This is a genomic window from Streptomyces sp. NPDC001668, from assembly GCF_042893155.1.
In the GTDB taxonomy this organism is placed as follows: domain Bacteria; phylum Actinomycetota; class Actinomycetes; order Streptomycetales; family Streptomycetaceae; genus Streptomyces.
Genome location: NZ_JBIAUQ010000001.1, coordinates 1 through 26,594 on the forward strand (window position 1 = coordinate 1; position 26,594 = coordinate 26,594).

Annotated in this window: 27 protein-coding genes and 1 pseudogene; 9 read left to right on the plus strand and 19 right to left on the minus strand. The window is 70.3% G+C overall.

The genetic code is table 11. The features are described from left to right. Nucleotides 1–129: 129 nt before the first annotated feature. The 5 genes from ACFYZ8_RS00005 to ACFYZ8_RS00025 are packed head-to-tail and all read right to left on the minus strand — an operon-like array spanning nucleotide 130 to nucleotide 5,713. Complete coding sequence (locus tag ACFYZ8_RS00005) at nucleotides 130–1,440, minus strand: DUF58 domain-containing protein (RefSeq protein WP_388542310.1); 1,311 nt, start codon at nucleotides 1,438–1,440, stop codon at nucleotides 130–132. After that, a complete protein-coding gene (locus ACFYZ8_RS00010; protein WP_359030608.1) occupies nucleotides 1,440–2,429 on the minus strand; it encodes a MoxR family ATPase in 990 nt (329 codons plus the stop codon). Before ACFYZ8_RS00010 ends, ACFYZ8_RS00005 begins: the two co-directional genes overlap by 1 nt. Then, nucleotides 2,429–3,631 carry a DUF4350 domain-containing protein gene (locus ACFYZ8_RS00015; protein ID WP_388542308.1) on the minus strand — a complete coding sequence of 401 codons (1,203 nt, stop codon included), beginning with the start codon at nucleotides 3,629–3,631 and terminating at the stop codon, nucleotides 2,429–2,431. The genes ACFYZ8_RS00010 and ACFYZ8_RS00015 overlap by 1 nt, the downstream gene beginning before the upstream one ends. Next, nucleotides 3,628–4,356: a DUF4129 domain-containing protein gene (locus tag ACFYZ8_RS00020; protein WP_359030606.1), complete on the minus strand. Its 729-nt coding sequence runs from the start codon at nucleotides 4,354–4,356 to the stop codon at nucleotides 3,628–3,630. The genes ACFYZ8_RS00015 and ACFYZ8_RS00020 overlap by 4 nt, the downstream gene beginning before the upstream one ends. Before the next feature lie 34 nt (nucleotides 4,357–4,390). Beyond that, nucleotides 4,391–5,713: a hypothetical protein gene (locus ACFYZ8_RS00025; RefSeq protein ID WP_388542305.1), complete on the minus strand. Its 1,323-nt coding sequence runs from the start codon at nucleotides 5,711–5,713 to the stop codon at nucleotides 4,391–4,393. 140 nt (nucleotides 5,714–5,853) lie between these two features. Between ACFYZ8_RS00025 and mtnA the strand changes: the two genes are divergently transcribed. Beyond that, on the plus strand, nucleotides 5,854–7,002 hold the full coding sequence (gene mtnA / locus ACFYZ8_RS00030; protein WP_359030604.1) for an S-methyl-5-thioribose-1-phosphate isomerase: 1,149 nt from the start codon (nucleotides 5,854–5,856) through the stop codon (nucleotides 7,000–7,002). A 231-nt stretch (nucleotides 7,003–7,233) separates the two neighbouring features. Here mtnA and ACFYZ8_RS00035 read toward each other — a convergent pair whose 3' ends face one another. The 12 genes from ACFYZ8_RS00035 to ACFYZ8_RS00090 form a co-directional block, all read right to left on the minus strand. Further along, nucleotides 7,234–8,442 (minus strand): tyrosine-type recombinase/integrase, encoded by a 1,209-nt coding sequence (locus ACFYZ8_RS00035; protein ID WP_388542303.1) that lies wholly within the window; start codon nucleotides 8,440–8,442, stop codon nucleotides 7,234–7,236. Further along, on the minus strand, nucleotides 8,442–8,630 hold the full coding sequence (locus tag ACFYZ8_RS00040) for a helix-turn-helix domain-containing protein (RefSeq protein WP_388542301.1): 189 nt from the start codon (nucleotides 8,628–8,630) through the stop codon (nucleotides 8,442–8,444). Before ACFYZ8_RS00040 ends, ACFYZ8_RS00035 begins: the two co-directional genes overlap by 1 nt. Continuing rightward, nucleotides 8,627–10,018: a replication initiator protein RepSA gene (gene repSA, locus ACFYZ8_RS00045; protein WP_388542299.1), complete on the minus strand. Its 1,392-nt coding sequence runs from the start codon at nucleotides 10,016–10,018 to the stop codon at nucleotides 8,627–8,629. The genes ACFYZ8_RS00040 and repSA overlap by 4 nt, the downstream gene beginning before the upstream one ends. Continuing rightward, nucleotides 10,015–10,221 (minus strand): hypothetical protein, encoded by a 207-nt coding sequence (locus tag ACFYZ8_RS00050; protein WP_388542297.1) that lies wholly within the window; start codon nucleotides 10,219–10,221, stop codon nucleotides 10,015–10,017. Before ACFYZ8_RS00050 ends, repSA begins: the two co-directional genes overlap by 4 nt. Before the next feature lie 90 nt (nucleotides 10,222–10,311). Then, nucleotides 10,312–10,632 carry a SpdD-like protein gene (locus tag ACFYZ8_RS00055; RefSeq protein ID WP_388542295.1) on the minus strand — a complete coding sequence of 107 codons (321 nt, stop codon included), beginning with the start codon at nucleotides 10,630–10,632 and terminating at the stop codon, nucleotides 10,312–10,314. 12 nt (nucleotides 10,633–10,644) lie between these two features. Next, on the minus strand, nucleotides 10,645–10,800 hold the full coding sequence (locus ACFYZ8_RS00060; protein ID WP_388542293.1) for a hypothetical protein: 156 nt from the start codon (nucleotides 10,798–10,800) through the stop codon (nucleotides 10,645–10,647). Nucleotides 10,801–10,821: 21 nt separating this feature from the next. After that, nucleotides 10,822–11,016 carry a mobile element transfer protein gene (locus ACFYZ8_RS00065; protein ID WP_280845014.1) on the minus strand — a complete coding sequence of 65 codons (195 nt, stop codon included), beginning with the start codon at nucleotides 11,014–11,016 and terminating at the stop codon, nucleotides 10,822–10,824. 19 nt (nucleotides 11,017–11,035) lie between these two features. Next, a complete protein-coding gene (locus ACFYZ8_RS00070) occupies nucleotides 11,036–11,695 on the minus strand; it encodes a DUF2637 domain-containing protein (RefSeq protein WP_388542291.1) in 660 nt (219 codons plus the stop codon). Between the two features lie 73 nt (nucleotides 11,696–11,768). Next, a complete protein-coding gene (locus tag ACFYZ8_RS00075) occupies nucleotides 11,769–11,972 on the minus strand; it encodes a hypothetical protein (protein WP_388542289.1) in 204 nt (67 codons plus the stop codon). Next, nucleotides 11,960–12,178 carry a hypothetical protein gene (locus tag ACFYZ8_RS00080; RefSeq protein ID WP_388542287.1) on the minus strand — a complete coding sequence of 73 codons (219 nt, stop codon included), beginning with the start codon at nucleotides 12,176–12,178 and terminating at the stop codon, nucleotides 11,960–11,962. The genes ACFYZ8_RS00075 and ACFYZ8_RS00080 overlap by 13 nt, the downstream gene beginning before the upstream one ends. An 80-nt stretch (nucleotides 12,179–12,258) precedes the next feature. Beyond that, nucleotides 12,259–13,599, minus strand: coding sequence for an FtsK/SpoIIIE domain-containing protein (locus ACFYZ8_RS00085; RefSeq protein ID WP_388542285.1), 1,341 nt, complete (start codon nucleotides 13,597–13,599; stop codon nucleotides 12,259–12,261). Between the two features lie 2 nt (nucleotides 13,600–13,601). Next, entirely contained in the window at nucleotides 13,602–13,958 is a 357-nt protein-coding gene (locus ACFYZ8_RS00090) for a hypothetical protein (RefSeq protein WP_388542283.1), read from the minus strand. Nucleotides 13,959–14,146: 188 nt separating this feature from the next. Between ACFYZ8_RS00090 and ACFYZ8_RS00095 the strand changes: the two genes are divergently transcribed. Continuing rightward, on the plus strand, nucleotides 14,147–14,467 hold the full coding sequence (locus tag ACFYZ8_RS00095) for a putative quinol monooxygenase (protein WP_388542281.1): 321 nt from the start codon (nucleotides 14,147–14,149) through the stop codon (nucleotides 14,465–14,467). Next, nucleotides 14,467–15,699, plus strand: coding sequence for a helix-turn-helix domain-containing protein (locus ACFYZ8_RS00100; protein ID WP_388542280.1), 1,233 nt, complete (start codon nucleotides 14,467–14,469; stop codon nucleotides 15,697–15,699). Before ACFYZ8_RS00095 ends, ACFYZ8_RS00100 begins: the two co-directional genes overlap by 1 nt. 701 nt (nucleotides 15,700–16,400) lie before the next feature. Here the strand turns inward: ACFYZ8_RS00100 and ACFYZ8_RS00105 are convergent. After that, a complete protein-coding gene (locus ACFYZ8_RS00105; protein WP_388542278.1) occupies nucleotides 16,401–16,922 on the minus strand; it encodes a hypothetical protein in 522 nt (173 codons plus the stop codon). Between the two features lie 211 nt (nucleotides 16,923–17,133). Here ACFYZ8_RS00105 and mtrA point away from each other — a divergent pair, with 211 nt between their 5' ends. From mtrA to ACFYZ8_RS00135, 6 genes and pseudogenes are all read left to right on the plus strand, one after another. Further along, nucleotides 17,134–17,823, plus strand: a complete 690-nt coding sequence (mtrA, locus tag ACFYZ8_RS00110; RefSeq protein WP_187281934.1) for a two-component system response regulator MtrA — start codon at nucleotides 17,134–17,136, stop codon at nucleotides 17,821–17,823. Between the two features lies 1 nt (nucleotide 17,824). Continuing rightward, nucleotides 17,825–19,894 carry an MtrAB system histidine kinase MtrB gene (gene mtrB, locus ACFYZ8_RS00115; protein WP_388542276.1) on the plus strand — a complete coding sequence of 690 codons (2,070 nt, stop codon included), beginning with the start codon at nucleotides 17,825–17,827 and terminating at the stop codon, nucleotides 19,892–19,894. Next, the gene (locus ACFYZ8_RS00120; RefSeq protein ID WP_388542274.1) at nucleotides 19,884–21,728 is read left to right on the plus strand and encodes an LpqB family beta-propeller domain-containing protein; all 1,845 of its coding nucleotides are present in this window, start codon (nucleotides 19,884–19,886) and stop codon (nucleotides 21,726–21,728) included. Before mtrB ends, ACFYZ8_RS00120 begins: the two co-directional genes overlap by 11 nt. Before the next feature lie 281 nt (nucleotides 21,729–22,009). Further along, nucleotides 22,010–22,900: pseudogene (locus ACFYZ8_RS00125) on the plus strand (ComF family protein); the annotation flags it as partial. A gap of 827 nt (nucleotides 22,901–23,727) precedes the next feature. Then, nucleotides 23,728–24,420 (plus strand): ribosome hibernation-promoting factor, HPF/YfiA family, encoded by a 693-nt coding sequence (gene hpf, locus ACFYZ8_RS00130; RefSeq protein ID WP_359030599.1) that lies wholly within the window; start codon nucleotides 23,728–23,730, stop codon nucleotides 24,418–24,420. Between the two features lie 202 nt (nucleotides 24,421–24,622). Next, nucleotides 24,623–25,369, plus strand: a complete 747-nt coding sequence (locus ACFYZ8_RS00135) for a response regulator transcription factor (protein WP_359030598.1) — start codon at nucleotides 24,623–24,625, stop codon at nucleotides 25,367–25,369. On the opposite strand, the gene ACFYZ8_RS00140 is transcribed toward ACFYZ8_RS00135, so the two are convergent. Next, nucleotides 25,355–26,548 (minus strand): winged helix-turn-helix domain-containing protein, encoded by a 1,194-nt coding sequence (locus ACFYZ8_RS00140; protein ID WP_388542271.1) that lies wholly within the window; start codon nucleotides 26,546–26,548, stop codon nucleotides 25,355–25,357. The two genes, ACFYZ8_RS00135 and ACFYZ8_RS00140, sit on opposite strands and share 15 nt — an antisense overlap. Nucleotides 26,549–26,594: the final 46 nt, after the last annotated feature.

Consider the following 26,594-nt stretch of genomic DNA (forward strand, 5'->3'; position numbering starts at 1 on the left):
GGGACCCTGTGGGAGAGTAGGACACCGCCGAACAATTTTTGGGAAAACCCCCGTGCCATTCGGCACGGGGGTTTTCTGCGTTTAGGGTCATTTTCCTCAAGGGGGCGCCACAAGCGCCCCCTTCTTTGTCTACAGGCGCCCGGCCGCTTTCAGTGCCAGATATGCGTCGGCCAGCGCTGGAGCCAGGTCGTCCGGTGTCGCGTCGACGATGGTCACTCCGTGGCGGCGAAGCTGCTCCGCCGTGCGATGGCGTTCCGTCTGGGCCTGGGCGGCGGCAGCGGCCTCGTAGATCGCGTCGGTGTTGCCGCGGGCCGTCGCCATGCGGGCGATATGGGGGTCCGCCACTGATGCCAGAAGGACCGTGTGCCGTTGGGTGAGCTGAGGAAGTACGGGCAGCAGACCCTCCTCGATGGGCGCCGCGTCGAGGCTGGTGAGCAAGACGATCAGGGAGCGGCGAGGAGCCGTACGCAGTGCTGTGGCCGTGAGACCACGGGCGTTCGTCTCGACGAGCTCGGGCTCGAGGGGGGCCATCGCGTTGACCAGGGAGGGGAGCAGATCGTTGGCTGTTCGGCCTTGGACCAGGGCGCGTACCTTGCGGTCGTAGGCGAGGAGGTCCACGCGGTCGCCGGCGCGGGACGCCAGGGCGGCCAGGAGCAGGGCAGCGTCCATGGACGCGTCGAGGCGGGGGGCGTCGCCCACGCGTCCTGCCGAGGTGCGGCCGGTGTCGAGGACCACCAGGATGTGGCGGTCGCGTTCGGGGCGCCAGGTGCGTACGGCGACGGAGGTCTGGCGGGCGGTGGCTCGCCAGTCGATGGAACGGGTGTCGTCGCCGGGGACGTATTCGCGAAGGCTGTCGAATTCGGTGCCCTCGCCGCGGGTGAGGACGCTGGTGCGGCCGTCCAGTTCACGCAGGCGGGCAAGCTTGGAAGGCAGATGCTTGCGGCTGGTGAACGGGGGCAGTACGCGGACCGTCCAGGGGACCTTGTGGCTGCCCTGGCGGGAGAAGAGGCCGAGGGGGCCGTAGGAGCGAATGGTCACGCGGTCGGCCTGGCGGTCGCCTCGGCGGGTGGGGCGTAGACGTGTGGTGAGGCGTCGGCGCTCGCCGGCCGGGACCGTCAGGTGGTGGCGGGAGGCTGCTACTTCCGTGCCGGGCTGCCAGCTGCTGGGGGGCCAGGCGTCGCGGATGTGGGCGCGCAGGGGGCGGCCGGACGGGTTGGTGACCGTCAGGGTGACGTCGGCCGTCTCGCCCAGCCGGGCGGAGGTGTCGCCGGAGCGGGTCAGGCCGAGCCGTCGTACGGGTGCAGCCAGGGCGAAGTCGCAGGCGCACGCGACTGCCAGGGGGGCGTTCACCGCGAGGATGCCCGTCCAGCTGGGTTCCCAGATGCCGACGGGGAGGGAACCCAGGGCTGCGAGGAGTGCGGCGCGTCCGGTGAGGGCCATCAGCGGGGGACCGGGACGTGGGCGAGGATCGCGTTGATGACGGAGTCGGCCGTCACGCCCTCCATTTCGGCCTCCGGGCGCAGTTGTACACGGTGGCGGAGGGTGGGCAGGGCGAGGGCCTTCACGTCGTCGGGGATGACGTAGTCGCGGCCGGTGAGCCACGCCCACGCGCGCGAGGTGGCCAGCAGGGCGGTGGCGCCGCGCGGGGAGACGCCGAGGGTGAGTGACGGGGACTCGCGGGTGGCGCGGCAGATGTCGACGACGTAGGCGGTGATCTCGGGGGAGACCGTGGTCTTGGCGACGGCGGCGCGGGCGGCTTCGAGATCGGCGGGGCCCGCGACGGGGCGTACGCCTGCGGCTTTGAGGTCCCGGGGGTTGAAGCCCTCGGCGTGGCGGGTGAGGACGTCGATCTCGTCCTGGCGGGAGGGGAGCGGGATCGTCAGCTTGAGGAGGAAACGGTCCAGCTGGGCTTCGGGGAGAGGGTAGGTGCCCTCGTACTCCACCGGGTTCTGGGTCGCGGCGACCAGGAACGGGTCGGGGAGGAGGCGGGGGGTGCCGTCGACCGTGACCTGGCGTTCCTCCATGGCCTCCAGGAGGGACGACTGGGTCTTGGGCGGGGTGCGGTTGATCTCGTCCGCGAGGAGGAGATTGGTGAAGACCGGGCCGGGCTGGAAGGAGAACTCGGCGCTGCGGGTGTCGTAGACCAGGGAGCCCGTCACGTCGCTCGGCATGAGGTCTGGGGTGAACTGGACGCGCTTGGTGTCGAGTTCGAGTGCGGATGCGAGGGCGCGGACAAGCAACGTTTTGGCGACCCCAGGGACTCCTTCAAGGAGAACGTGTCCGCGGCAGAGGAGGGCGACGACGAGACCGGTCACGGCGGGGTCCTGGCCGACCACGGCTTTGGCGATCTCGGCGCGCAGGGCTTCCAGGGAGGCCCGGGCGGTGTCCGGGGCCTCGGTGGTCCCGGCGTTGTCAGTGGTCGGGTCCATCATGAACGGCGTACCTCTCTTTCGAGGGCGTCGAGTTGGTCGGCTAGGGAGATGAGGGCTGCGTCGTCGCCGGGTGGCGGGCCGAAGAGCAGGGAGTGCAGGGGCTGTCCGTCTCCGTCGGTGCGGAGGTGCGCGGACAGGGCGGGGAGCAGGGCTTCGGGCGCGTGCGCCTGGGCGACGGGGACGCCTACGAGGGGGGCGAGGCGGGTGCGGGTGGTGGAGCGAAGAGCGGTGGCCGCGCGGTCGCGGGCGCCCGCCTTGCGGTAGAGGCGGGCGCGGCCTTCGACGGTTTCGGAGGCGCGGATCGCCACGGGGAGTTTTTCGGGCACCAGGGGGCCGAGTCGGCGTGCCCTCCACAGGGCCGCTAGTGCTGCCGCGAAGAAGAGCTGCAGTGTGCCCCAGAGCCAGCCCGAGGGGAGAAGGTCGAGGAAGCCCTTTTTCTCGGCCGGGTCGGCGGTGGAGGAGTCGGAGAGCGAGGGGAGGTACCAGACCAGATGGGGGCGGGAGCCGAGGAGTTGGAGGGCGAGCGAGGCGTTGCCCTGCTCGTCGAAGGAGTCGTTGTAGAGGATGTCGGGTGCGCCGAGCACGACGGTGTCGCCGTCCCCGGAGGCTGCCGGGACGCGTACCAGGGTGGGCAGGCGCTCGCTGGGGTAGCACTCGTCGTTGCCGGGGTGGGTGACGGTGTAGCGGATGCCGCCGGTGTCGGCCCTGCCCGCGCGCTGTGCCGCCGGCAGGCCGCAGTCGGGGGAGAGCGTGGAGTCGAGGCTGGTGGCGGGGTCGGCGACGATGCCGGGGGCCAGTCGTCCCACGGACCAGCCGCTGGGGGCTACCAGGACGGTGCGGCCGTCGGAGCCGGCGGTCGCGGAGTGCAGTTGGCTCTGCTGGCGGTGTGTCAGGAGGTCGGGTACGGCTACCAGGAGCGTGGTGTCGGGACCGGCTGCGGCGCGTGCCTCGCCCAGGGTGGTGACCACGCGGGTGTCGACGCCCCGGCCGGCGAGGAGTTCGGCGACGGCGCGGCTGCCGTAGGGGTCGGCGGAGCGCGGGTCGAGGCTGCCGTGGCGTTCGCCGGAGCGGATCGCCGCGATCGCCACGGCGGCGACGAGGAGCAGCACGAGGGCGAGTACGACGCCTCGCGCGCGGGTCCACACCTGGCGGGCGGTGGGCGAGGCCGAGGTGGACGGGAGCGTGGCCTCGGTGGTCATTCGGCGGCTCCCTGGCGGGCGTTGCGGTCCGTGCTGTGGCTGCCGCTCGTGGCGCTCGTGCTGTTCGTGAGCACCGGCTTGGTGTGTTCCAGGTCGCGGTCGAGTTCGGCGATGCGGTGGTACGACGGCTCGGTCGCGGCGCGGCCGCCGTATGTGACGTCGTCGAAGTTCCGGGCGGCGGAGCGCAGCCGGTCCGTGTGCGAGGGCAGGGCGCGGCCCGCTTCCGCGGCGGCCTCGTCGGCTGTGCGGCCGGGGCGGATGTCAAGGAGGGCGCGTTCCTCCAGGGAGCGGACGATGGCGCGCATGCGCTCCTGTACGGCCTGGTTCCAGTGGCCCTGGGCGGCGTGGGCCTCGGCGGCCGCGCGGTGGTCGGCGGCGCTGCGCGGTCGGTCGTCGAACAGGGCGGCGGAGGAGGCGGGTTCGCGGCGCGGGGTGCCCAGGCGCCACCACAGAGCGCCGACGACCAGGACCACGACGGCGATGACGACGACCAGGCCGAGTGGCCCGCCCGGTGTCGCGGACGAGGCGGTGTCGAACAGCTTGCCGACCCAGTCCCAGAACGCGTCCAGGGCGCGCTGGAACCAACTGGGGTCGTTCTCGTGGTACATGCGCTTGGACAGCTCGCGGCGGGCCGCCTCCCGCGCGGGGTCGCGCGGGATCGTCAGCGGCGGATCGTCGGCGGACCGTGCCAGTGACAGCACGGAGGTGTCGCCGGCGCGCAGCATGGTGAGCACTCCTCCCCCCGGCAGGTTCACCGCATCAGCTCCCGGGAGTGGGGCCGGTGCCGTAGTCCTGGACGCCGGCCGCGCGGGCCAGTTCGAGGTCGAGGGCCTCGCGGCGGATGCGCTGGTCGATGTAGAGGAGCACGGTGACGCCCGCGGTGATCGGGAAGGTGATCATGGAGCCGATCACCGAGCCGATGCCGCTGATGATGAGGAACGTCCAGCCGAGGTCGCCGGTGCCGTTGACGAAGCCGCCAACACCTTCGCCGCTGAGCGCCGCGGCGAGGAAGGTGAAGGGGATGACGACGATCGCCGCGACGATGTTCGCGATGATCCCGGCCAGCAACTGGATTCCGAGGACCCGCCACCAGGAACCGCGGACCAGCTTCGTGGAGCGGCTCATCGACTTCACGATGGTCTGCTTCTCCAGCATCAGCGCGGGCGAGGCCAGGGAGAAGCGGATCATCAGCCACACCGCTACGACGCCGGCGCCGAGGACGCCCAGGACCGCGAGGGCGATACCGCCGCCGTTCGAGCCTGCGACGGCCACGAGGATGCCGGGCAGTGCCCCGACGGCGAGCACGCCGAAGGTGATGAGCAGCAGCAGGAAGATCAGCCCGAACAGGCGGGGCACCTGCGGGCGGGCGTCGCGCCAGGCCTCACCGGTGGTGACCGGCCTGCCGAGCACGGCCCGGCTGGTGACGGTCGTCAGCAGCGCGGTCGCGGCGACCGTGCCGATCAGGGAGATCAGGAAGACCACGGTGCTGCCGAGCATGGTCTCGCCCAGGGCGCGGGTCAGCTCGTCGACGCTGGCGCTGGGGTCGTTGAGGGCCTCGGTCCCCGCGCTGTCGTTCAGGACGAGGCCCTGGAGCAGGATGACCAGGACCTCGGTCACGACGGCGACGGTCAGCGAGATGCCGAGGACCGTGCGCCAGTAGGTGCGCATGGTGGAGACCGCGCCGTCGAGGATCTCGCCCACGCCGAGTGGGCGCAGGGGGATCACGCCGGGCTTGGCCGCAGGCGGGGGGCCGCCCCAGCCGCCGTAGCCGCCGCCCCAGCCCGGGGGAGGGCCGTAGCCTCCGGCCGGACCGGCGGGGGGCTGGGCTCCCCAGCCGGGGCCGGGCGGTGGGGGCGGAGGGGTCTGGCCGGGAGCGGCCGGGCCGGTGGGGGCGGACCACTGAGCGGGTGGCGGCTGCTCCTGGGACCACTTCGAGCCGGCGTCCTGCGGGTTGTCCTCCGGCTGCTGCGCGGGGCCCGCGGTGTCGGGCCGGGCGGCGGGCTCGGCGGGACCGGACGTGCCGGGCTCCTGTCCGTCGGACGGGGCGGATCCGGGCGAGGCCCAGCCCGGAGTGTCGTTCATCGTCGCTCCTTCACGGTGCCCGTCCGCGGTCGCGGCGGCAGGTTGGCAGCCATCGTGCCATGGGGTGGTGGGCGAAGGACCAGCCGCGGTATGGGCTGCGCACCTTCAATACTCCGGTGGCAAAGGGGCAGACTGATCGCATGGCTGATCAGTACGTGCAAACCGGCGAGGACAGCAAGCCCACCGAGACACCGGCGATCCGCTGGGAGGAGCCACCCGAAGGCCCCGTGCTGGTGCTTCTCGACCAGACGAGGCTGCCGGCCGAGGAGGTCGAACTGGTGTGTACGGACGCGTCCGCGCTGGTGGAGGCGATCCGTTCGCTCGCCGTGCGCGGGGCGCCGTTGCTCGGCATCGCCGGGGCGTACGGGGTCGCGCTCGCCGCCGCGCGCGGGTTCGACGTGGACGAGGCGGCGGGCGCGCTGGCGGGCGCCCGTCCGACCGCGGTGAACCTCGCTGTCGGTGTGCGCAGAGCCGAGACCGCCTACCGGGCCGAACTCGGCAGGAGCGGTGACCAGGAGCTGGCGGCCGGGGCGGCGCTGGCGGCTGCGCGCAGGCTGCACCAGGAGGACGCGGCGGCCAGTGCCGCGATGGCCGAGCGGGGGCTGGCGCTGCTCGACGAGCTGCTGCCCGGAGGCGGGCACCGGATCCTGACGCACTGCAACACCGGTTCGCTGGTGTCGGGCGGCGAGGGGACGGCGTTCGCGGTGGCGCTCGCGGCTCACCGTGCGGGGCGGCTGCGGCGGCTGTGGGTGGACGAGACGCGTCCCCTGCTCCAGGGCGCCCGGCTGACGGCGTACGAGGCGGCGCGCAGCGGGATGGCGTACACCCTGCTGACCGACAACGCGGCGGGTTCGCTGTTCTCGGCCGGTGAGGTGGACGCCGTGCTGATCGGGGCCGACCGGATCGCGGCCGACGGCTCGGTGGCGAACAAGGTGGGGAGCTATCCGCTGGCGGTGCTCGCGCGGTATCACCATGTGCCGTTCATCGTCGTGGCGCCGGTGACCACGGTGGATCCGGACACGCCGGACGGGGCGTCGATCGAGGTGGAGCAGCGGCCCGGACACGAGGTGACGGAGATCGTGGCGCCCCAGGTGCCGGTGGCCGGCGCCGAGGCGGGCGGCGGGATCCCGGTGGCACCGCTGGGGACGCAGGCGTACAACCCGGCCTTCGATGTGACGCCGCCGGAGCTGGTGACGGCGATCGTGACGGAGGAGGGGGTGGTGTCGCCGGTGACGGCCGAGGCACTTGCCGAGTTGTGCGCGAGGTCCCGGGAGGTGACGGCCGACTGATCCGGATGGAGTGGCCACGCATTCCGCCTGACATCGACGGCTTGCATGCATGGCGGTGGTCGAGGCAGACAGTGACCGTCCGGTACGACTAAGGTCACTGGTCGGTGACCTGTGCCACCTCTGCCTTCACCACTGTTATGAGAATGGGATGCTCTCGCCCTCATCGACGCCAACGGCCCCTCTGCCTGCGACGATGCGCGAGGCGAGGGGCCGTGACATCCAACGGCTACATCAAGCGGCGGGTTCCAGCGCCGATGCGGCCTCCAGTTCGCTGATCCGAGCCGGTTGCCGAAGCAGCCGATCGAGCTGACCAACCGCTTCGACGACGTCCGGGTCCAGAGCCTCAGCGTAGATGTCCAGAGTGGTCGCGATCCGGCTGTGCCGGAGGATCGCCTTAATGATCCTCGGGTGCACCCGGAGGTGAACCAAGAGCGTGCCGCACGACTTGCGCAGCCCCTTCGGGTTCATCTTGCTGAGCCCCTCTTTCGTGATGATCCGTTGCAGCACGAGGAAGAGGTGCGGCGGAGTGAGCGGCCGACCGGTGCGGGTGATGAACACATGCGCGTCGGGGTCCTCGAACCAGTTCCGTCCCCTGCTGATCGCTTTCTCGCGGAGCATGGCCGTACGCATCCTCGCCCAGCGCAGGGGAGCGATGCACTGCGCAGGCAGCGGCAGCGGTGCCTTAGAGGTCGCAGTCTTGAGGTCGGCATCGTCGATCGTGCCTGCGCTGCTGCGCTGCCGTTGCTGTTCCACCCAGACGATCCGGTTGTCGAGATCGACGTTCTCCCAGCGCAGCCCGCACACCTCAGCCCGACGGAGACCCAGCAGGCAGATCAGGAGGAAGGCCGGGTAGTAGGGGGTGAGCCGACGGGCCGCCGCGAGGAAGCGGAGCACGGCCACGGCATCCCAGCTCTTACCGCTGTCCGTGGTCGCGCGGACGTGCACGAGCTTGGCGACATTACGGGTCAGCCCGATGTCTTCGACCATGGCGGCCGTGAGCGCCGCTGAGAGGACCCGCAAGCATCTCTTGGCGGTCTTGGCTCCTCGGTCCTGTGCGAGCGCCTGTATGGCCGTACGCAGCTCTCTGACGCCGAGCTTGAGCATGACCTTCGAGCCGAGTCGCGGACGGAGGTGAAGCCGCACCGCAGGCTCGTACGCCCGGTAGCTGTTCGGGGCGAGATTGGGCTTCACGATGATCTCAAGCCAGTAGTCGAACCACTGCCCAAGCGTCATGTCCCGCGTGGGCGTCGGGATGCCGCCATTCGCGCGGTCGATCAGCTCCCGACGCTTCTGGTCGCACTCCTCGAAGGTCTTGCCGTACGCGTACTTCCGCTTCGTGGTTCCGTCCGGCTGAGGAACGTACACCGCTGCCTGGTAGCGGCCGTCAGTCCGCTTCGTGATCGTGCCTGCGCCGTTGGGGTTTCGCTTGCGCGGGGGCATCAGGCTGCCTCCTCAAGCTGGGTGCGGATGTAGTCCTGAAGAGCGCTCTCCGGGATTCGTCGGCACCGGCCCTCGGTGAAGGAGGCGAGTCGCTTCGAACGGATCAGGTCGTAGACCTTGCTTCGGCCGTACTTCAGCCGTGCCATGACCTGCTCCACCGTCAAGAGCTCTGTGGGAGCAGTCGTCATGCGGCGACTCCTTCCAGTTCGAGCAGCGCGGGTAGTTCTTCGCGTGCGGTTTCGCGGTTGTGCTGGAGGTCGCGGCGGATGTTGGCGGCGAGGGCGGATTCGCCGGGGGTGTGGCCGTGTCCGGCGTACTGCCAGTCGGCGAGGACGAGGACGGTGTCGGGTGCGGTGTCGTCGAGGCCGCGGGCTTGGCGTTCTTGGGCGGCGCGGTAGTCGGCTCGGGTCTGGCGGAGGGCGCCGAGGGTGGTGGAGTAGCGGCGGGACTTGGAGCTGAAGTGGCCGCGGAAGCCGAGCATGTGGGCCCAGTCGCGCAGCTTGCGATCGGGGTAGAGCGGGTGCAGGTCCAGGCAGGCTTCGATCAGGCGTCGGGGGTGTTCGGGGACGCCGAGGAGCTCCAGGGCTTCCTTGTTGCCGACGCGCCGGTCAACCGTGCCGGTCGTTTCGGCGGCTTTGGTGGCGTACTTGGCGACGTAGGAGGCGACGGCCTGTTCGGTCAGCTCTGAGCCGTCCCCGAAGGCTTTGACGGGGCGTACGTCGAGCTGTCGGCCCCACTTGAAGGTGCGGGCAGGCTGGTCGCCGGAGGCGGGCACGCTCACCGTGGTGTAGGCGTGGCGGACGGCGGCGCGCACCGAGTCGGTGAGCAGGCCGACCGAGGCCCACGCGGGCGGCGGAGAGTCGGGGCCGTCGGGTCCGTCGAGACGGATCACAGCGTGGAAGTGGACGGCACCGCGCTTCTGGAACTCAGCCACCTTGCCGTAGGAAACCCGGCAGACCTCGGCGAGTTCGCGTTGCGTGAGTCCGGCCCGGCGTGCGATCTCGCGGCGGAGCCGGTTGGCGAAGCGCATCCACAGTTCGCTTGCGTGGTTGTTGAAGAGGACCGCGCCCGCGTAGTCGTAGGTCGCCGGGTCCAGGGCGGTACCGAGTGCGGCATCGTCGGCACTGTGGCGGGTGCCGCAGGCACAGGTGCCGCCCTTGGGCCGGTTGTGGACCGGGCCGAACGAGGGCGCGGTGAGGGTCGCGAAGACCCGGGGATGGTCGCGGACGGTGGCGGGGATGTCGCGGGTGTCGTCGCCGACGAGTCCGGCGCGGATCAGGTGGTAGGTGTCGCCTGCGTAGGTCCAGGCGCAGGCCGGGCAGCGGGAGGCGCGCCGGTTGCCGCACGCGATGCGGAGCCGTCCGCCGGGCTCGTTTGCGGTGGTGTAGCGGTGCAGGAGTTCACCGGTCGTCTTGTCCTTGTGCAGGACCCAGCCGCGCAGGTGGATCGGGTCGGAGCAGCCGCCCGTGCGGCGGATCTGGTCTTGCCAGCGGTCGAAGCCCGGTGACCCGGCCACCCTGAGTGTGTCGGCGAGGGTGGCCGGGTCCAGGCCCGCGAAAGTCGCGGTGTCGGTCATGCGGCGGCCTCCAGGTCCGCGGCCTTGAGACGCGGGCGGAGAGGCACGGTTCCGGTGCCGTGGCAGGTGCCGCAGTCGACGCGGAACAGAACGCGAGAGCCGTCGTGGTGGCGGGTGCCGGAGGCTACCGCGGCAGTGGCGAAGCCGTCGCAGTTCGGGCAGATCCGCGCCGGGGTGTGCGGGGCCGGGGTGTGGCCGGTCATGATGGGAGTTCCTTCCGGTTCATTGGATCGGTTGGGGACGGCGCCCGGAGCGGCGAAAGGTTGGTAGCCAGGGACCGCTCCGGGGGCCGGTCAGCGTCGGGTGTCGGTGCTGAGGATCGAGCGGATGACCAGGGCGCAGATGGCGACCGAGGCGCCCGTGATGGCGACGGCGAGGAGCATGGAGACCAGGACGGCGCCGACCACGAGGACGACGGCGGTGCCCATTCCGGCGACGGCGACGACCGCGCCGGGGGTGAGCTGCACGGTGGGCCGCGAGGGCGCCGGGGCCAGGGCCATCGGGGCGGGCGGCGGCACGGCGCTGCCGGGCGTGATGCTGGTCGGCTGGATGACGGCGGGCGGGGTGCTGAGCCCGGTCGGGACCGGGTTGACGGGGATCTTGGGTCGGATCATGGCGGGGTCTCCTTACTTGGTTGCGGTGTCGATGGCGGGGGCGAGGAAGCTGTCGGCGAGGAGGTAGCCGCCGATCAGCAGGACGATCACGAGCCACCAGGGCGGGCGGATGAGCTTGACGCCGACCACGCCGAGGCAGGCGATGAAGAACCACAGCGGCACGGACATGAGCTGATCTCCCTTCGGGTCTCAGCGGACGGGGCAGCGGTGGCCGCGGGCGGCGACCATGGCGGCCTCGTAGGAGTCGTAGGCGGATGACCATCCGCAGTCCTCGGCTTCGCAGGCGGCGACGTACTTCATCTCGCCGGTCCTGCGGTCGGGTCCGCCGCCGATCGCGGTGGTGCCGACGCGGTGCATCTCGTTCCAGATCTGATACAGGCCCATGGGTGAAGTTCCTTTCTTCTCAGGTGAGTTGGGCAGCGATGGTGTCCGCCATCGGGGCGGGAACGCCGAGGCGAGCACGGAGGGTGTCGGTGTCGATCGGCGAACCGGTCCGGGCGCGGTGGTCGTCGGCGACCTTCCGGGCATGAGCCACCAGCGCGGCAGGCACGGCCGGGGCCGGGTCGGAAGCGGGCAGGGCCGGAGTGTCCTCAGCCGCGGCGAGCGGAGCAGGCGGCGCGGCGGGGTCGGAGACCGGCTCGATATCCGGTGCGGGGGCCGGGGCTGCGGGTGCCGGCGGAACCGGCACCCGGTCCCCGGCCGTGGTCGGCGAGTGGGCCAGGAGCGTGCCGCCGAGGAAGGCCAGCGCAGGCCAACCGGCGACGCCGAGCCGGAGCAGAGCGGGCGGGTGGTCGAGGTCGAGGAATCCGGCCGTGGCGACGTTGGCGCCCAGCGAGGCGATCAGAGCGATCAGGAACCAGCACCAGGCCAGGCGGGACGGGCCGTCCGAGCGGAGCCGACGCCAGGCGGCCACCAGGAGCAGGTCAACGCTGATCGGGTAGGCCCAGGCTTTCCAGCCGGATTGCCCGGCCGCGGCGGCGAGGTCGTGCAGGTGGGCAAAGGACAAGGCTCCGGCGATCACGGCCTGAACCAGGACGGCATCGGGGCGGATCGAGCGGGTCATGTCTTCACCTCCTTCAGGGGGGTTGGGCCGGGGCGGGCGGGGAGCGCTGTCCGGCCGCTCCGCCCGGGCGGGTTCAGTCGGTGGCTTCGCCGGAGCCGAGGCAGGCCAGGCACAGGCCGGTCTGCTGGCCGACCGGGCGTTGCCTGCGGCCGACGCGGACCGTGCGGGAGACCTCGCCGGTCCCGTTGCAGGTCGGGCACTTCACCGGCTGCGGCTTCGGGGCGACGCTCGCGCGGCGGCGGGTGGTCGGCTTCTTCGCGGCACTCACGGCGTCCACCCCTCGCCGGGGTACTCGGGGCCGTCGGTGGGGTCGTAGCCGGGCGGGAACAGGCCGGGCGGCGGCTCCGGCAGGGACGCGGCGAGCGAGGGGCCGACGGTCTCGATGAACACCTGGTCGGCGTCGGCGCCAAGGGTGTCGGCGTACAGGGCCAGGGAGCCCAGCAGGATCACGGTGCGGTGGAAGTCCTCGCAGTGCTCACACATGGGAGGCGTTCCTCCTTCAGGCATGGGAGGGGTAGGGGCCCGGCGCGAAGGCGGTCGCGCCGACCGTGGAACAGGGGGGATCAGGCGGCTTCGATCACCGCGGGCGCCTCTACCGGCGCGAGATCATGCAGCGGGCGGAAGCGGGCCAACTCCGGCAGATCCGGGGCCAGGTGCGCGTACTTGTTGCAGGCCGCGACGGCTTGCCGCATGGTCGTGAAGGGGGTGCGGATGCGCACCCACTCGCCTGTGGAGTAGCCGACCACGGCCATGCCGCGCCGGTCGTTAGGAATCTGAATCGCGGCGAACACCGCGTGCGGGGAGATGTCCCCGAACGCCATCTTGGCCGTGGATTCGTCGTTGACGCGGTGCACCATCCGCCCGGTGAGCTGGGCACGCAGCATGGTGATCCCGTCGCCGAGCTCGGAGCCGAAACGCTGCCCGTAGATGTCCAGGAAGATCCCCGCGGCACGGCCGAGCTGGGCCAGGCGCACCAGGGCCTTGACGATCCGGTCCCGGCGCGGGTCGTTCTTCTTCGTGCTCAGCGCGAGTTCGGCGATCTCATCGATGGTGACCACGATCGGCACCGGCCGCAGCTCCGCGGGGAGGTCCCAGATGTTCGCGGCGATCTCCGCATCCGGGGTGTCCGCGCTAATCCGCTGCTCACGGCGGATCGTGTCGTAGGTGATCTCCATGCGGGTCACGAGGGCTTCCAGGAGCTCCATGGCGTCATCCGGGTTGTCTGCCAGGGCGGAGAAGCGGCGGGCGAACGGCCCGAGCTCGATCTTCTTGCAGTCGATGCCGACCAGCGCGACCGGCTGGGAGGCGAGTTCTTTGATCACGGTGCGCTGGGTGACCGACTTCCCGGACTGCGTGGCGCCGACCGTGATCGCGTGCGGGACCTCGCGGTAGTCGCGGTAGTGCACCGAGCCGTCTTCCACCAGGGCGAGCGGGATCTTCAGCAGGCCACGGTCGGGCGCGTCCGGCATCTGCACCCGCTTGAGCACGTCATAGCCGGTCAGCGCGATCTCGATCACGCCCGGCTTGATCTCGCGGGAAGTGACCTGATGGACCGCGAAGGAGTGCCGCAGCCGGTCAGAAGCGGCGGCGAACTCGAACGCATCCTGGCCAGGCCACAGCCGGATCCGCAGCCGAAGCCCGGTGCGGGTCGGGCGGATCCACAGCAGCCGCGGCACCCGCTGCTGCGGGACGGGCTTCTTCATCCAGCGGGCCAGCGCCCGGCGCATCCGCGAGGCGGGCACCGTCAGTCGGCAGGCTTCCATCACGGCCGCGTACCGGAACAGCACCCGCAGCACGGCGAGGGTGACGCCGAAGCTGAGCCAGTACCAGACCGGGCGGCGCCACTTCAGCAGCAGCGCCACACCGGCCAGGACCGCCAGCGCGATCCCTATCCACGTCGTCATGCTCAGGCCGCCTTCGGCTTCGACGCAGCGGCGGCGAGCGAGGTGACGGCGACCGCGCGGAAGGCGATCCCGTGCCGCTTCTGGCCGTTGAACTCGTTCTCCCACGGCCGCGCGATCAGGCCGGTCAGTGCGACCGGGGTGCCCATGGCGAGGTCGCCGGAGATGCCGGTCTCGGGGACGGTGATCGTGAGGATCTCGACGTCACCGTTGGCCGCGAACATCACGTTCACGGTCATCAGCGTTGCGCCGGTCTCGGTGTCCATGGCGATCTCGCCGGTACGCCGGTCCTTGATCTTCGGCTCGGGGGCCTGGGCCACCATCACGGTAGCGGCGGAGGTGTCGACAGGAATCTGACGCATGATGGAGTCTCCCTGTTGGGACGGACCCCGGGCTGCGTTGTGATCTTGGCGGATGGCACGCAGACCGGGGTTTGCTGTTTCAACTCCACCGACGCTACTCGCAGAAAAACTGCGAGTCAACAGAAAAACTGCGACTAGTAGAGGAAGTCCGAGTCTGCGAGACTGAGTGCGACGACAAGGAGGATGAAATGGCCAACTTCGGGCTTTTTGTTCGCTTCACCCTGCGTGACGGAGCGGGCGAGGCGTTTGACGCATTGATCCGGAAGACCGCTGAAGGAATCCGGGCACACGAGCCCGGCACGCTGGTTTATGCCTGTCATGAGGTCGAGGGCGCACCCAATGAGCGGATCTTCTTCGAGCTGTACGCCGATCACGCCGCCTTCGAGGAGCACGAGCGCCAGCCCCACACGCGCCACTTCCTCGCCGAGCGCTCCAAGTACGTCGAGAAGACCGAGGTTGACCGCCTTCAGCCGTACGCGGGGAAGTACCCCACCGGAGTTGAGAAGTGATGGCTCCTGAAACCGAAACTCTCGGCCAGAGGGTGAAGGAGCTTCGCCGCGCCGCAGGCATGTCACAGAGTGACCTTGCCGCCGCAATGGGGCGCTCTGAGAGCTGGGTGTCGCAGGTTGAGAGAGGCGTGCAGCCCGTCGAGCGCCTGTCCGTCCTGCAAGCTCTCGCCGACGCACTCAACGTCCCAGTACGTGAGCTACGGCTGGATGCTGCACCCGCTGAGGAAGTCGAGCCGGAAGAGCAGACCAGGAGCAACGACCTGGATGGTCTGCGGGTAGCTCTCACCGGTCACCCAGCACTGGGCAGCCTCTTCCACCAGCCACCGGCCGAACCGGCTCGGTCGCTTGCCGACTTCCGTCAGCAAGTGGACGAGGCATGGGCCCTCGTTCACGCATCGAGCTACGCCGCGCTTAGCGATCACCTTGCCGAGCTGCTCCCAAGCATCGAGGCCGCGGTACGCCATGCACCAGCAGCCGATCGCGCAGAGCTCCACGCCCTGCGAGCCAAGGCGTACCAGGTGGCCGCGGCGAGCTTCACCAGACAAGATCAGGCAGATGCGGCGTGGATCGCGGCTGACCGAGCACTACAAGCAGCCGAGCTTGCAGGGCAGCCGCTGGAAGTCGTCGCGAGTCTCTTCCGTATGTCTCACGCGTTCATGCGGCAACAGCACATGGAGCAGGCCGAGCAAGCCGCGAACTCCGCGGCAACCGTCATGGCTCCGAGGGCGGAAGCCTCAACATGCCCGCCGGAAGAGCTGTCGCTGTTCGGCGCGATGAACCTCGTTCTGGCAGTGATCAACGCGAGGGAGGGCAACCGTCGGCGGACCCATGAGTACATCGATCGAGCGCGCGGAATCGCGGCGCGCTTGGGCGGGGACCGCAATGACTTCGACACGGAGTTCGGACCGACGAACGTCGAGATCCACGCCGTAAGTACCGCAGTGGAGTTGGGAGACGCCGGGCTTGCCCTGGAGGTGGCTCAGCATGTCGACGCATCAGGTCTTTCGCCCGAGCGGCAGTCACGTTTCCTGCTTGACGTGGCGCGAGCTCACGCGCAGCGGCGACACGTCGGCGAGGCCACAGCCGCACTCCTGGAGGCCGAGGCCCAGGCGCCCGAACAGATCCACGATCATCACTTGGCCCGCGAGTTGATCCGCGACTTGGTTCAGCTCTCGGACCCTCGCGTCCCCGAGTCGTTGCGGACCTTGGCCGAGCGGAGCGCCGTGATCTAGGTCCCCCGGTCGCGCGGTGGGAGTTTCCCTACTTCATCAAGGCTCGCTCCGCTCGCGGCCGTCCTGCTCCGGCCGCGAGCACCAACCGCCCCATGACCTGGGGATCTTCCACCGGTGACGCTGGGCACGCCCGCGGGGAACCGCCGCCGCGATCCGGCCTAGGGATGGAAGGCCAGCAGCACCCGTAGGGCCCAGAAGGCGCACGAGCACGAGACACCCCATCAAGACCATGAGACCCGAGCCGCCCAACAGAGTAGGGATCGATCCAAGGGGACCGAGGGGCCGCGCACGCGCGGCGGCGCCGGTCGGTCGCCGCCGCGCCGCCTCTATGTCTCCGCCACCGGCCGCGCACCGTCGCCCGCCCGTCGCCACCAGCAGCGGCCAAAAACCCAGCACCGGGCCATGAGGTACAGGGGATTGCCGCACACCAGGCCAAAGACGCTTTGTGTTACCGACAAGGCCGGATCGCGGCGGCGGTTCCCCGCGGGCTACCTCGCTACCGGGGTCGTTGCCCCGTGGCTGGGGCGGTCGGCTCCGCGACTTTAGCCAGCCACTTTGGGGGGAGCCTCGAAGATCATGGCCCCCACGTCGTGCTTTAACGGGCAGGTCCACAGACTGCCCGACGCGCCGGAAGCTTACGGGGCCATGATCACTCCCCCCAAAGCAGCTCCCGGCCAAAGTCGCTCCACCGACCTGGTGGCTCAGTTCACCTCCAGCGCTGTACGCGCGGCTCGGCCGAAGGCGTTTACCGCATCGCTGATCTTTACCAGAAGTGGGCGGACTGCCTGTTCCGGATCGTTTGGCCTGGATGGATCTCCGACGGGCGGCAAGCGATCGAGGAACTCGGCCAAGTCCATCAGGGCGTTGTGGGCTCGTGTGAAGTCAAGTACGAGGGCATCGGGCCCTGTGAGCGTGAGTGCCGACATCTGATGGAGTTGGATAGGGATGTGAGAGGTGAGCTCCGCCCGACGATCTTCTGCCCCTTCGTTGCCCCCTTTCACCCTGCTGACGCCGTACTTCGTAGTTAGGTCAAGCATCTTCGAGAGCGATTCGAGGCTAGTGGTGTAGACCTCTCGACGGTGCTCTTCCTGACGAACCGCCTTCTGGTCCATGAGCTGACGAACCAGGTTGCTGCGGCCAGCTAGCCAGGTCAGCGCCCCGGTGATCGCACTAGCCCCCAAAGCTGCGCCTGCGGTGATGAGAGCCACCGAGGTCTCAGACATGGTTCTTCCCCTCCCGCCCCGCCTCTCGCACCCTCATGCGAGTCCGGGGGTACCCGTAGCCACGAACCGGCCGCCGCCCTGATCCGCGCCTGACATCCATCGCTGACATCAACGCCGAGGGACGAAGGCAGACAGTGACGGTCCAGTACGACTAAGGTCACTGGTCGGTGAGCTGTCTCACCACTGCCTTCACCACTGTTATGAGAATGGGATGATGTCGTTTATGAAGGGACGAGTCCTTGTCGTCGACGACGACACCGCACTTGCCGAGATGCTGGGCATTGTGCTGCGTGGTGAAGGTTTTGAGCCGTCTTTCGTAGCCGACGGCGACAAGGCTCTGGCCGCGTTCCGTGAGGCCAAGCCGGATCTGGTGCTGCTGGATCTGATGCTGCCCGGGCGGGACGGCATCGAGGTGTGCCGTCTGATCAGGGCGGAGTCCGGGGTGCCGATCGTGATGCTGACGGCCAAGAGCGACACCGTGGATGTCGTCGTGGGCCTGGAGTCCGGGGCCGACGACTACATCGTGAAGCCGTTCAAGCCGAAGGAGCTCGTGGCCCGTATCCGGGCGCGGCTGCGGAGGTCGGAAGAGCCGGCTCCCGAGCAGCTCGCCATCGGTGACCTGGTCATCGACGTGGCCGGACACTCGGTGAAGCGGGAAGGGCAGTCGATCGCGCTGACGCCGCTGGAGTTCGACCTGCTGGTCGCGCTCGCGCGCAAGCCGTGGCAGGTGTTCACGCGTGAGGTGCTGCTCGAGCAGGTGTGGGGTTACCGCCATGCGGCCGACACCCGGCTCGTCAATGTGCATGTACAGCGGCTGCGCTCCAAGGTCGAGAAGGACCCGGAGCGGCCGGAGATCGTGGTGACCGTCCGTGGTGTGGGTTACAAGGCAGGGCCCAGCTGACATGTCCGGAGACAGTGCCGCTTCGTCGCCCGGACGGACCGGGGTGAGTGCGGGGCGGCCTGTCGGGCGGACGAAGGCCGGCTCCCGTTGGAGGCGGTTCTTCGAGGGCGGGCTGCTCCAGGGCGGAGTCCAGGGCAGCCCGGTGCTGAGGCTGTTCATGCGCTGGGTCCGCCGACCGCTGCTGCCCATGATGCGGTTGTGGCGGCGCAACATCCAGCTCAAGGTCGTCGTCACGACCCTGTTGATGTCGCTCGGCGTGGTCCTCCTGCTGGGCTTCGTCGTCATCGGGCAGGTGCGCAACGGCCTCCTCGACGCCAAGGTGAAGGCGTCGCAGAGCCAGGCCACGGGCGGGTTCGCGGTGGCCAAGCAGAAGGCGGACGAGGCCGGCGCCGGGACCGACGACGCGGCCGCGGCCGACGGGGAGTCCGACCAGTTCGTCATCGAGTGGATGAGCAACCTCGTCTACTCGCTCTCCAGCGGCGGTCAGGGCGCCTTCGACGTGGTGACCCTGCCCGTGGGCGGCGACAGCGGGAGCGGGCGCGGACCGCGCGCCTCCGGCGACGTGGACCCGGCGGCCAGCGTGCCCGAGGCACTGCGCGAGAAGGTCGACGACAGTACGGCGGCGGCCCAGAGCTACACCCGCATCGTCTACGACGCCGACGAGGAGTCCCAGCCCGCCCTGGTCATCGGCAAGCAGGTCAACGACCCCAACGGCGACCCGTACCAGCTGTACTACCTCTTCCCGCTCACCCAGGAGGAGAAGTCGCTCAGCCTGGTCAAGGGGACCCTGGCCACCGCCGGGCTCTTCGTGGTCGTACTCCTCGGAGCCATCGCCTGGCTTGTGGTGCGGCAGGTCGTCACGCCGGTGCGGATGGCGGCCGGGATCGCCGAGCGGCTGTCCGCCGGTCGGCTGCAGGAGCGGATGAAGGTCACCGGTGAGGACGACATCGCGCGGCTCGGTGAGGCCTTCAACAAGATGGCGCAGAACCTTCAGCTGAAGATCCAGCAGCTGGAGGACCTGTCGCGGATGCAGCGGCGGTTCGTGTCGGACGTGTCGCACGAGCTGCGGACGCCGCTGACGACCGTGCGGATGGCCGCCGACGTCATCCATGACGCGCGTGAGGACTTCGACCCGATGACCGCACGGTCGGCCGAACTGCTCGCCGACCAGCTGGACCGCTTCGAGACGCTGCTCGCGGACCTGCTGGAGATCAGCCGGTTCGACGCGGGGGCGGCGGCCCTGGAGGCCGAGCCGATCGACCTCAGGGAGGTCGTGCGGCGGGTCGTCAGCGGGGCCGAGCCGCTCGCCGAGCGCAAGGGCACCACCGTGCGGATCGTGGGCGACCAGCAGCCCGTCGTCGCGGAGGCCGACGCCCGGCGGGTGGAGCGGGTGCTGCGCAATCTCGTCGTCAACGCCGTGGAGCACGGCGAGGGCAAGGACGTCGTGGTCAAGCTGGCCTCGGCGGGCGGGGCGGTCGCGATCGCGGTGCGCGACTACGGTGTCGGGCTCAAGCCCGGCGAGGCTACGCGCGTGTTCAGCCGCTTCTGGCGGGCCGACCCGGCACGCGCGCGTACCACGGGCGGTACGGGGCTCGGGCTGTCCATCGCCCTGGAGGACGCGCGGCTGCACGGCGGCTGGCTCCAGGCGTGGGGTGAGCCGGGTGGCGGCTCGCAGTTCCGGCTGACGCTGCCCAGGACGGCGGACGAGCCGCTGCGGGGCTCGCCGATACCGCTGGAGCCCAAGGACTCGCGGCGCAACCGTGGACTCGACGACGCCGGCCTGCCGCGCGGGGGCGGGGACAAGGCGGCGACCGTGCCGGTGCAGCCGAAGGGCGACCAGGTGACCTCCCGGGACCCGATAGCGCCCAGGGCGGCCGCGGCGGCCCCCACGGCCGATCCGACGGCGCTGCCCGGCAACGGCGCGCGCGTGGTGCCCCGGCCGACGTCCGGTGCTCGACGGCCCGACGGTACGGACGCCGGGGACGCGCCCGGCGGTGAGACCGCGAGCCACTCGGACGCGGGGGCGCAGGAGTCGTACGAACAGCAGGGGGAGGCATTCCGTGGACGCTGACCGCGAGGGCGGCCGCCGGCGCACGCCGGGGCGCGCGGCGGCGTACGTCGTCTGCGGTGCCGTACTGCTGGCGGGGTGTGCCTCGATGCCGGACAGCGGGGATCTGCGCGGGGTGGACTCCACGCCGCGACAGGACACACAGGTGCGGGTCTTCGCGATGCCGCCGCAGGAGGACGCCGAGCCCACGGACATCGTGCAGGGCTTTCTCGAGGCGCTGACCAGTGACGATCCGAACTACGAGACCGCCCGCAAGTACCTGACCGGGAGTGCGGCGAAGAAGTGGCAGCCCGGGCTGTCCACCACGGTGCTCGACGACGGGCCCGGCGCCGATGTCCTGCGGCCCGCGGACCGGGCGCAGAGCGAGGACACGTCGTTCACGCTGTTCGGTACCAAGGTGGCGGTGGTGGACGGGCAGCAGTCGTACGCGCCCGCCTCCGGTGCGTACCGCGAGACCGTGCACCTCGTGCAGGACAAGAAGACCAAGCAGTGGCGGATCGACAGCCTTCCGCAGGGCGTCGTCATGGGGAAGTCGGACTTCCAGCGCAACTACATGGCCGTCAACAAGTACTACTTCGCCTCCCACACCAAGGCGGTGACGGCTCCGGAGACCGTGGCGGTCGCCGATCCCGTGTACGTACGCGAGCGCGTGGATCCCATGACGCAGTTGGTGCGGTCCCTGCTCAAAGGACCGACGAGCTGGCTCGACCCTGTCGTCAGGACGAGTTTTCCCACCGGTACGGCCCTCAGGAACGGTGTCTCCTCGCTGGCTCCCGACGACCGGAACACGCTGACGGTGCCGCTCAACGCCAAGGCCAAGCACGTCGGTACGGACCAGTGCAAGGCGATGGCGGCCCAGCTGCTGTTCACCCTGCAGAACCTCACCCCTGCCGTGGACGACGTCGAACTGCAGTCGGGCGGCAGGCAGTTGTGCTCCGCCACCGAGAGCGACGCCGACGGGGAGGCCACACGCGGTTCGGTCAAGAACCCCGAGTTCCTGTACTTCGTCGACGGTGAGCACCGGCTCGTACGGGTCCCGGCCGAGGCGGTGGCCGGCGGTCCGAAGGCCCAGCCGGTGCCGGTGCCCGGGGCGCTGGGCGAGGGTGACAAGGACCTGAGGTCGGTCGCCGTATCCCGGGACGAGCACATGGCGGCCGGCGTCAGCCTCGACGGCACGTCGCTGTACGTCGGATCGCTGGTGTCGGGCGGGTCGCTCGGTGATCCGGTGCTGGTCAGCAGCGGCAAGACGGCCGGGGACCGGCTGACCACGCCGAGCTGGGACACCGAGGGCGACCTGTGGGTGGCCGACCGGAACCCCGCCGATCCGCGGCTGCTGCTGTTCAAGGAGGGCGCGGGCAAGCCGCTGGTGGTGCAGACTCCCGGGCTGGACGGGCGCATCAAGGACCTGCGGGTGGCCGCGGACGGGGTGCGGATCGCGCTCGTCGTCGAGAAGGGCGGCAAGCAGTCGCTGCTCGTCGGGCGGATCGAACGCGAGGGCAGGGCCGGGGACCCGCAGAGCGTCTCGGTGCGGGAACTGCGCGCCACGACACCGGATCTGGAAGAGGTCACCACCATGTCCTGGGCCGGCGACAGCAGGCTCGTGGTGGTCGGGCGCGAACAGGGCGGTGTGCAGCAGACGCGGTACGTCCAGGTCGACGGTTCCACGCCGGAGGGGCCGCCGCCGGCCGCGCTCACGGGCGTGAAGGAGATCGCGGCGTCCGAGGACGACGAGATGCCGCTGGTGGCGTACTCGGAGGACGGGATCGTACGGCTGCCGTCCGGGGCGCAGTGGCAGAAGGTGGACGCGGACGGGACCGCTCCGGTCTACCCGGGGTGAGGTGACGGGACCGCGCTGCTGGGAGCGGCCGCTTTTGCCGGGGTGTGGCCCTGGTGGGGGTGGCCGCTTTTGTTGGAGGGACGGGCGGGGACGGGTGGGGATTCGCCCCGGGAATGCGGCCGACTCGTGAGGTTGATTCGCTGACTGTGTTCGGCCGCCGATTGCTGTATAGGGCCGTTATTTGTCGGGGGAACTGCTGTTCGTATCGGGGGTCGCGGTTTTCCACAGGGAGTTATCCACAGGGGTGGTCGGTCGGCTTTCGCGTTGGCACAGTGGTGGGCATGCGGGGGTGGTGGCAGGACCTCACCGATCTGGTGCTGCCGGCCGAGTGCGGAGGCTGCGGGAGGCCTCGCACGGTGCTCTGTCAGGAGTGCCGTGCCGCCCTGGACGGGGTCGCGCCGAGCCGGGTGCGACCGGTGCCGGAACCGCCCGGACTGCCGGTCGTGCACGCGGCGGCTCGGTATGCGGACTCGGTACGGGCGGTGTTGCTGGCCCACAAGGAGAGGGGGGTGCTGGGCCTCGCGGGGCCGCTCGGGACGGCACTGGCGGGGGCTGTGTGGGCGGGGGTGCGGGAGGCGTGTGAGTCGGGAGGTGGGGGATCGGACTCGGGGTGGTGGTCCCCGGGGGCCTTGGAGCGCGGAGGTGGGGCTCCTGCCGGGCCCGGGCGGACGGGAGCGTCCTGCGGTGGTGGGTGGGCGGTGGATGTGCCGGTGCTGCTCGTTCCCGTGCCGTCAGCGCGGCGGGCCGTTCGGGCTCGGGGGCATGATCCGGCGCGGCGGATCGCGCTCGCGGCGGCGGGGGAGCTACGGCGGGCGGGCATGCCGGCTCGGGTCGTGGCCGTACTCCGGCAGCGGCGGGGGGTGGCCGACCAGTCGGGGCTGAGTTCGCGGGAGCGGCTGGACAATCTCGCCGGTGCGCTGAGCGTGGTTCCTGGCGGCGGACGGCTGCTGGCCGAAGGGCTGGTCGTGCTCGTCGACGACCTGATGACGACGGGGGCGTCCCTGACGGAGGCGGCTCGGGTTGTCCGGGCGGCGCGGGCTTGGGAGGGCCGGGTGGCGGGGACTCGGGAGAGGCCGGTGGCACGGGCTCTGGAAGACCGGGAGGCGCGGGTTCGGGGCGACCGGGAGGTGAGGGGCCGGGCCAGCGCGGAGGTGTGGGGTCGGGAGGGCCGGGAGGCCGGCACTCGGCAGGACCCGGCAGTGAGCGTTCGGGAGGGCGCCGGGCGCCGCGGTGAACGCGTGGGGGGTGCCCGCCGTGATCGACGGCAGGAGGGGGCAGGAGGGCACAGCGGTCGTCGGTCGTGGGAGGCAGGTGCGGGGTCCGGTGATCGTCGGTCGGACGCGGGTGCAGCGCAGGGGCATCGGTGGTCGGGGGCAGAGGGAGAACGTGGGCAACGGCGGCGGGGCACGGGCGGACGTCATGGCGAACGGTGGCAGGACGTGGACGCACGGGTGGTCCGTCGGCCTGGTGGACGGGCGGTGGCCGGATGCGGTGAGGAACGGGCCGGCGTCGTGTACACCGCCGCAACTCGGGAAAGCATGGGGGAACAGATGCTTGCAGTGACGGAGGAGGACACGGCCCGGGAGCGCTGCCTGGCGACAGCCGCGGGCGCCGGTGGCGTCCGTGACGTGATCTGCGCGGCTGTGGTCGCGGCCTCGCCGGATTCTTTCGAAATAAACCGGAACTGACTGCGTAGTTGCGTCGTTGCAGGTTACGAGAGGGTCAATTCACCTGAACGGAGGTACGCCGCAGTAGAGGGTGACGACATCCGTCCAGGCGAGATATGTTCGGTTGTGAGGGAAAGGCGCAGGCCACACCTCGTAAAACCGAATGCCGTGCCCGCGGGATTTCCACCATCGCCCGCGACGGTGGAATGAGATCTTGTCCGCGGGGGAGGAGGTGGAAGTCACCGAGTCCGAGGTTCCGGGGCTCACCGGAGCCTGGTGCAAAAGGGAGATGCTCCGCATCGAGGCGGAGCGATCCGGGAACGGAGTTCTGCGTGGACATCGTCGTCAAGGGCCGCAAGACCGAGGTGCCCGAGCGGTTCCGCAAGCACGTGGCCGAGAAGCTGAAGCTGGAGAAGATCCAGAAGCTCGATGGCAAGGTGATCAGCCTCGACGTCGAGGTGTCCAAGGAGCCGAACCCCCGACAGGCCGACCGCTGTGACCGAGTGGAGATCACGCTCCGCTCCCGCGGTCCGGTGATCCGGGCGGAAGCGGCAGCCAGCGACCCGTACGCGGCACTCGACCTGGCGGCGGAGAAGCTGGACGCGCGGCTGCGCAAGGAACACGACAAGCGCCACACACGCAGGGGCGCACGGCGGCTCACGGCTGCCGAGGTCGCCGACCACGTTCCGGACGCGGCGACGCTCAACGGCGACGGCCGCCCGGTCCACGAAGAAGAGTCGGACGGCGTGCCCACCAAGAAGATCGGCTCGCTGGAGATCAAGGGTGAAGGCCCCCTCGTGGTCCGTGAGAAGACCCACGTCGCCTCCCCGATGACCCTCGACCAGGCGCTCTACGAGATGGAGCTGGTCGGGCACGACTTCTATCTGTTCGTCGACTCCGAGACCAAGGAACCGAGTGTCGTCTACCGGCGGCACGCCTACGACTACGGCGTCATCCACCTGAGTACGGACCCGATGGTCGCCCGGGCGCACTCTCCCGCGGCCGGCGACACGACGGGCAGCTGACCTTCCCGGATGACAGCTGAGCCGGTGCCCCTGGAGCGCGTGTGCGCCCCCAGGGGCACCCGCGTGCAACCGCTTCGCGCCCCGCTCTGTCACCTCACTGTCGTCCGGGCATGAAATCATGGCCGCACCGGCCCAACCGGTGGGTCGTTGCCTTGGGTTGGCGATGGCACAGGACCAGCCACAGCCTTCAGGGGGAGGAACGATGGCGGACAGCTTCGGACCGCTGCACGGCCAGGACGCCGGCGACGGCGTCGTCGGCATGGGCGCGGACGCGGGCTCGCCACGCAAGGAGCCGATCCGGGTTCTCGTCGTGGACGACCATGCACTCTTCCGGCGCGGGCTGGAGATCGTGCTCGCGGCCGAGGAGGACATCCAGGTCGTGGGGGAGGCGGGCGACGGCGCCGAGGCCGTCGACAAGGCCGCCGACCTGCTGCCGGACATCGTTCTGATGGACGTGCGGATGCCCAAGCGGGGTGGCATCGAGGCCTGCACCTCCATCAAGGAGGTGGCACCCAGCGCCAAAATCATCATGCTGACGATCAGCGATGAGGAAGCCGATCTCTACGACGCGATCAAGGCGGGCGCGACCGGATATCTCCTCAAGGAGATCTCGACCGACGAGGTGGCCACCGCCATTCGCGCGGTGGCCGACGGGCAGTCGCAGATCAGCCCGTCCATGGCGTCGAAACTGCTCACCGAGTTCAAGTCGATGATCCAGCGGACGGACGAGCGCCGACTGGTGCCGGCCCCGCGGCTGACCGATCGCGAGCTGGAAGTCCTCAAGCTCGTCGCCACCGGGATGAACAACCGCGATATCGCGAAGGAGTTGTTCATCTCCGAGAACACCGTGAAGAACCATGTGCGCAACATCCTGGAGAAGCTGCAGCTGCACTCCAGGATGGAGGCCGTGGTCTACGCGATGCGGGAGAAGATCCTAGAGATCCGCTAGCTCCCTCACGAGCGGCCCGCGCAGCTCCGGCGCGTCCACCCGCTCGACCCGGATGTCCGTGCAGCCCACCCAGCTCGCCGCCTCCGACAGGGCCTGGGCCACCGCCGGGACCGCCTTCGGGCCGTCCACGGTGACCTGCCTGGCCACCAGCGTGGTTCCCTCCCGGGCCGGGTCCACACGGCCGACCAGACGGCCGCCCGCCAGCACCGGCATCGCGAAGTAGCCGTAAATCCGCTTGGGCTTGGGGACGTAGGCCTCCAGGCGGTGGGTGAAGCCGAAGATCCGCTCCGTGCGCGCGCGCTCCCAGATCAGGGAGTCGAACGGGGAGAGCAGGGTGGTCCGGTGGCGGCCGCGCGGGGGAGTCTCCAGAGCCTCGGGGTCGGCCCAGGCAGGTTTGCCCCAGCCCTCGACCGTGACCGGCACCAGACCCGAGTCGGCGATCACGGCGTCGACCTGTTCGCCCTTGAGGCGGTGGTAGTCGGCGATGTCCGCGCGGGTACCGACCCCCAGGGACTGGCCGGCCAGACGGACCAGGCGGCGCAGGCACTCGGCGTCGTCCAGTTCGTCATGGAGCAGGTCGGTGGGGACGGCGCGCTCGGCGAGGTCGTACACGCGCTTCCAGCCGCGGCGCTCCACGCACACCACCTCGCCGTACATCAGGGCGCGCTCGACGGCGACCTTGGTGCCGGACCAGTCCCACCACTCGCTGGTCTTCTTCGCACCGCCCAACTCCGTGGCGGTGAGGGGGCCTTCGGTGCGGAGCTGCTTGATGACCTGGTCGTAGGTGCCGTCCGGGAGCTGGTGGTTCCAGTGCGGGCGGTTGCGGTAGGCGCGGCGGCGGAAGGCGAAGTGGGGCCATTCCTCGATGGGGAGGATGCACGCCGCGTGCGACCAGTACTCGAAGGCGTGGGGTCGTGCCGGAGACGCGCCGACGGGAGCAGTGGTCCAGTAGGCGTCCTCCACCTTCTTGCGGCCCACCGCGCCGAGGCGGGCGTACGGGATCAGCTCGTGGGAGCGGGCGAGGACCGAGATGGTGTCGAGCTGGACCGCCCCGAGGTGACGGAGGACGCCGCGGACTCCGGCCCGGCGGTCGGGGGTGCCGAGGAAGCCCTGGGCCCGCAGCGCGATGCGACGGGCCTCGTCGGCGGAGAGGTCGGTGGTGGGGCGCGCGGTCGTCATGGGTTCGAAGATAGGGCCCGGCACTGACAACGCGAGGTGATCCGCG

Excerpts from the sequence above, each read along its gene's own strand:
- ACFYZ8_RS00005 (WP_388542310.1), bottom strand. The coding sequence starts at position 1,440 with ATGGCCCTCACCGGACGCGCCGCACTCCTCGCAGCCCTGGGTTCCCTC.
- ACFYZ8_RS00010 (WP_359030608.1), bottom strand. The coding sequence starts at position 2,429 with ATGGACCCGACCACTGACAACGCCGGGACCACCGAGGCCCCGGACACC.
- ACFYZ8_RS00015 (WP_388542308.1), bottom strand. The coding sequence starts at position 3,631 with ATGACCACCGAGGCCACGCTCCCGTCCACCTCGGCCTCGCCCACCGCC.
- ACFYZ8_RS00020 (WP_359030606.1), bottom strand. The coding sequence starts at position 4,356 with ATGCTGCGCGCCGGCGACACCTCCGTGCTGTCACTGGCACGGTCCGCC.
- ACFYZ8_RS00025 (WP_388542305.1), bottom strand. The coding sequence starts at position 5,713 with ATGAACGACACTCCGGGCTGGGCCTCGCCCGGATCCGCCCCGTCCGAC.
- mtnA (WP_359030604.1), top strand. The coding sequence starts at position 5,854 with ATGGCTGATCAGTACGTGCAAACCGGCGAGGACAGCAAGCCCACCGAG.
- ACFYZ8_RS00035 (WP_388542303.1), bottom strand. The coding sequence starts at position 8,442 with ATGCCCCCGCGCAAGCGAAACCCCAACGGCGCAGGCACGATCACGAAG.
- ACFYZ8_RS00040 (WP_388542301.1), bottom strand. The coding sequence starts at position 8,630 with ATGACGACTGCTCCCACAGAGCTCTTGACGGTGGAGCAGGTCATGGCA.
- repSA (WP_388542299.1), bottom strand. The coding sequence starts at position 10,018 with ATGACCGACACCGCGACTTTCGCGGGCCTGGACCCGGCCACCCTCGCC.
- ACFYZ8_RS00050 (WP_388542297.1), bottom strand. The coding sequence starts at position 10,221 with ATGACCGGCCACACCCCGGCCCCGCACACCCCGGCGCGGATCTGCCCG.
- ACFYZ8_RS00055 (WP_388542295.1), bottom strand. The coding sequence starts at position 10,632 with ATGATCCGACCCAAGATCCCCGTCAACCCGGTCCCGACCGGGCTCAGC.
- ACFYZ8_RS00060 (WP_388542293.1), bottom strand. The coding sequence starts at position 10,800 with ATGTCCGTGCCGCTGTGGTTCTTCATCGCCTGCCTCGGCGTGGTCGGC.
- ACFYZ8_RS00065 (WP_280845014.1), bottom strand. The coding sequence starts at position 11,016 with ATGGGCCTGTATCAGATCTGGAACGAGATGCACCGCGTCGGCACCACC.
- ACFYZ8_RS00070 (WP_388542291.1), bottom strand. The coding sequence starts at position 11,695 with ATGACCCGCTCGATCCGCCCCGATGCCGTCCTGGTTCAGGCCGTGATC.
- ACFYZ8_RS00080 (WP_388542287.1), bottom strand. The coding sequence starts at position 12,178 with ATGTGTGAGCACTGCGAGGACTTCCACCGCACCGTGATCCTGCTGGGC.
- ACFYZ8_RS00085 (WP_388542285.1), bottom strand. The coding sequence starts at position 13,599 with ATGACGACGTGGATAGGGATCGCGCTGGCGGTCCTGGCCGGTGTGGCG.
- ACFYZ8_RS00090 (WP_388542283.1), bottom strand. The coding sequence starts at position 13,958 with ATGCGTCAGATTCCTGTCGACACCTCCGCCGCTACCGTGATGGTGGCC.
- ACFYZ8_RS00095 (WP_388542281.1), top strand. The coding sequence starts at position 14,147 with ATGGCCAACTTCGGGCTTTTTGTTCGCTTCACCCTGCGTGACGGAGCG.
- ACFYZ8_RS00100 (WP_388542280.1), top strand. The coding sequence starts at position 14,467 with ATGGCTCCTGAAACCGAAACTCTCGGCCAGAGGGTGAAGGAGCTTCGC.
- ACFYZ8_RS00105 (WP_388542278.1), bottom strand. The coding sequence starts at position 16,922 with ATGTCTGAGACCTCGGTGGCTCTCATCACCGCAGGCGCAGCTTTGGGG.
- mtrA (WP_187281934.1), top strand. The coding sequence starts at position 17,134 with ATGATGTCGTTTATGAAGGGACGAGTCCTTGTCGTCGACGACGACACC.
- mtrB (WP_388542276.1), top strand. The coding sequence starts at position 17,825 with ATGTCCGGAGACAGTGCCGCTTCGTCGCCCGGACGGACCGGGGTGAGT.
- ACFYZ8_RS00135 (WP_359030598.1), top strand. The coding sequence starts at position 24,623 with ATGGCGGACAGCTTCGGACCGCTGCACGGCCAGGACGCCGGCGACGGC.
- ACFYZ8_RS00140 (WP_388542271.1), bottom strand. The coding sequence starts at position 26,548 with ATGACGACCGCGCGCCCCACCACCGACCTCTCCGCCGACGAGGCCCGT.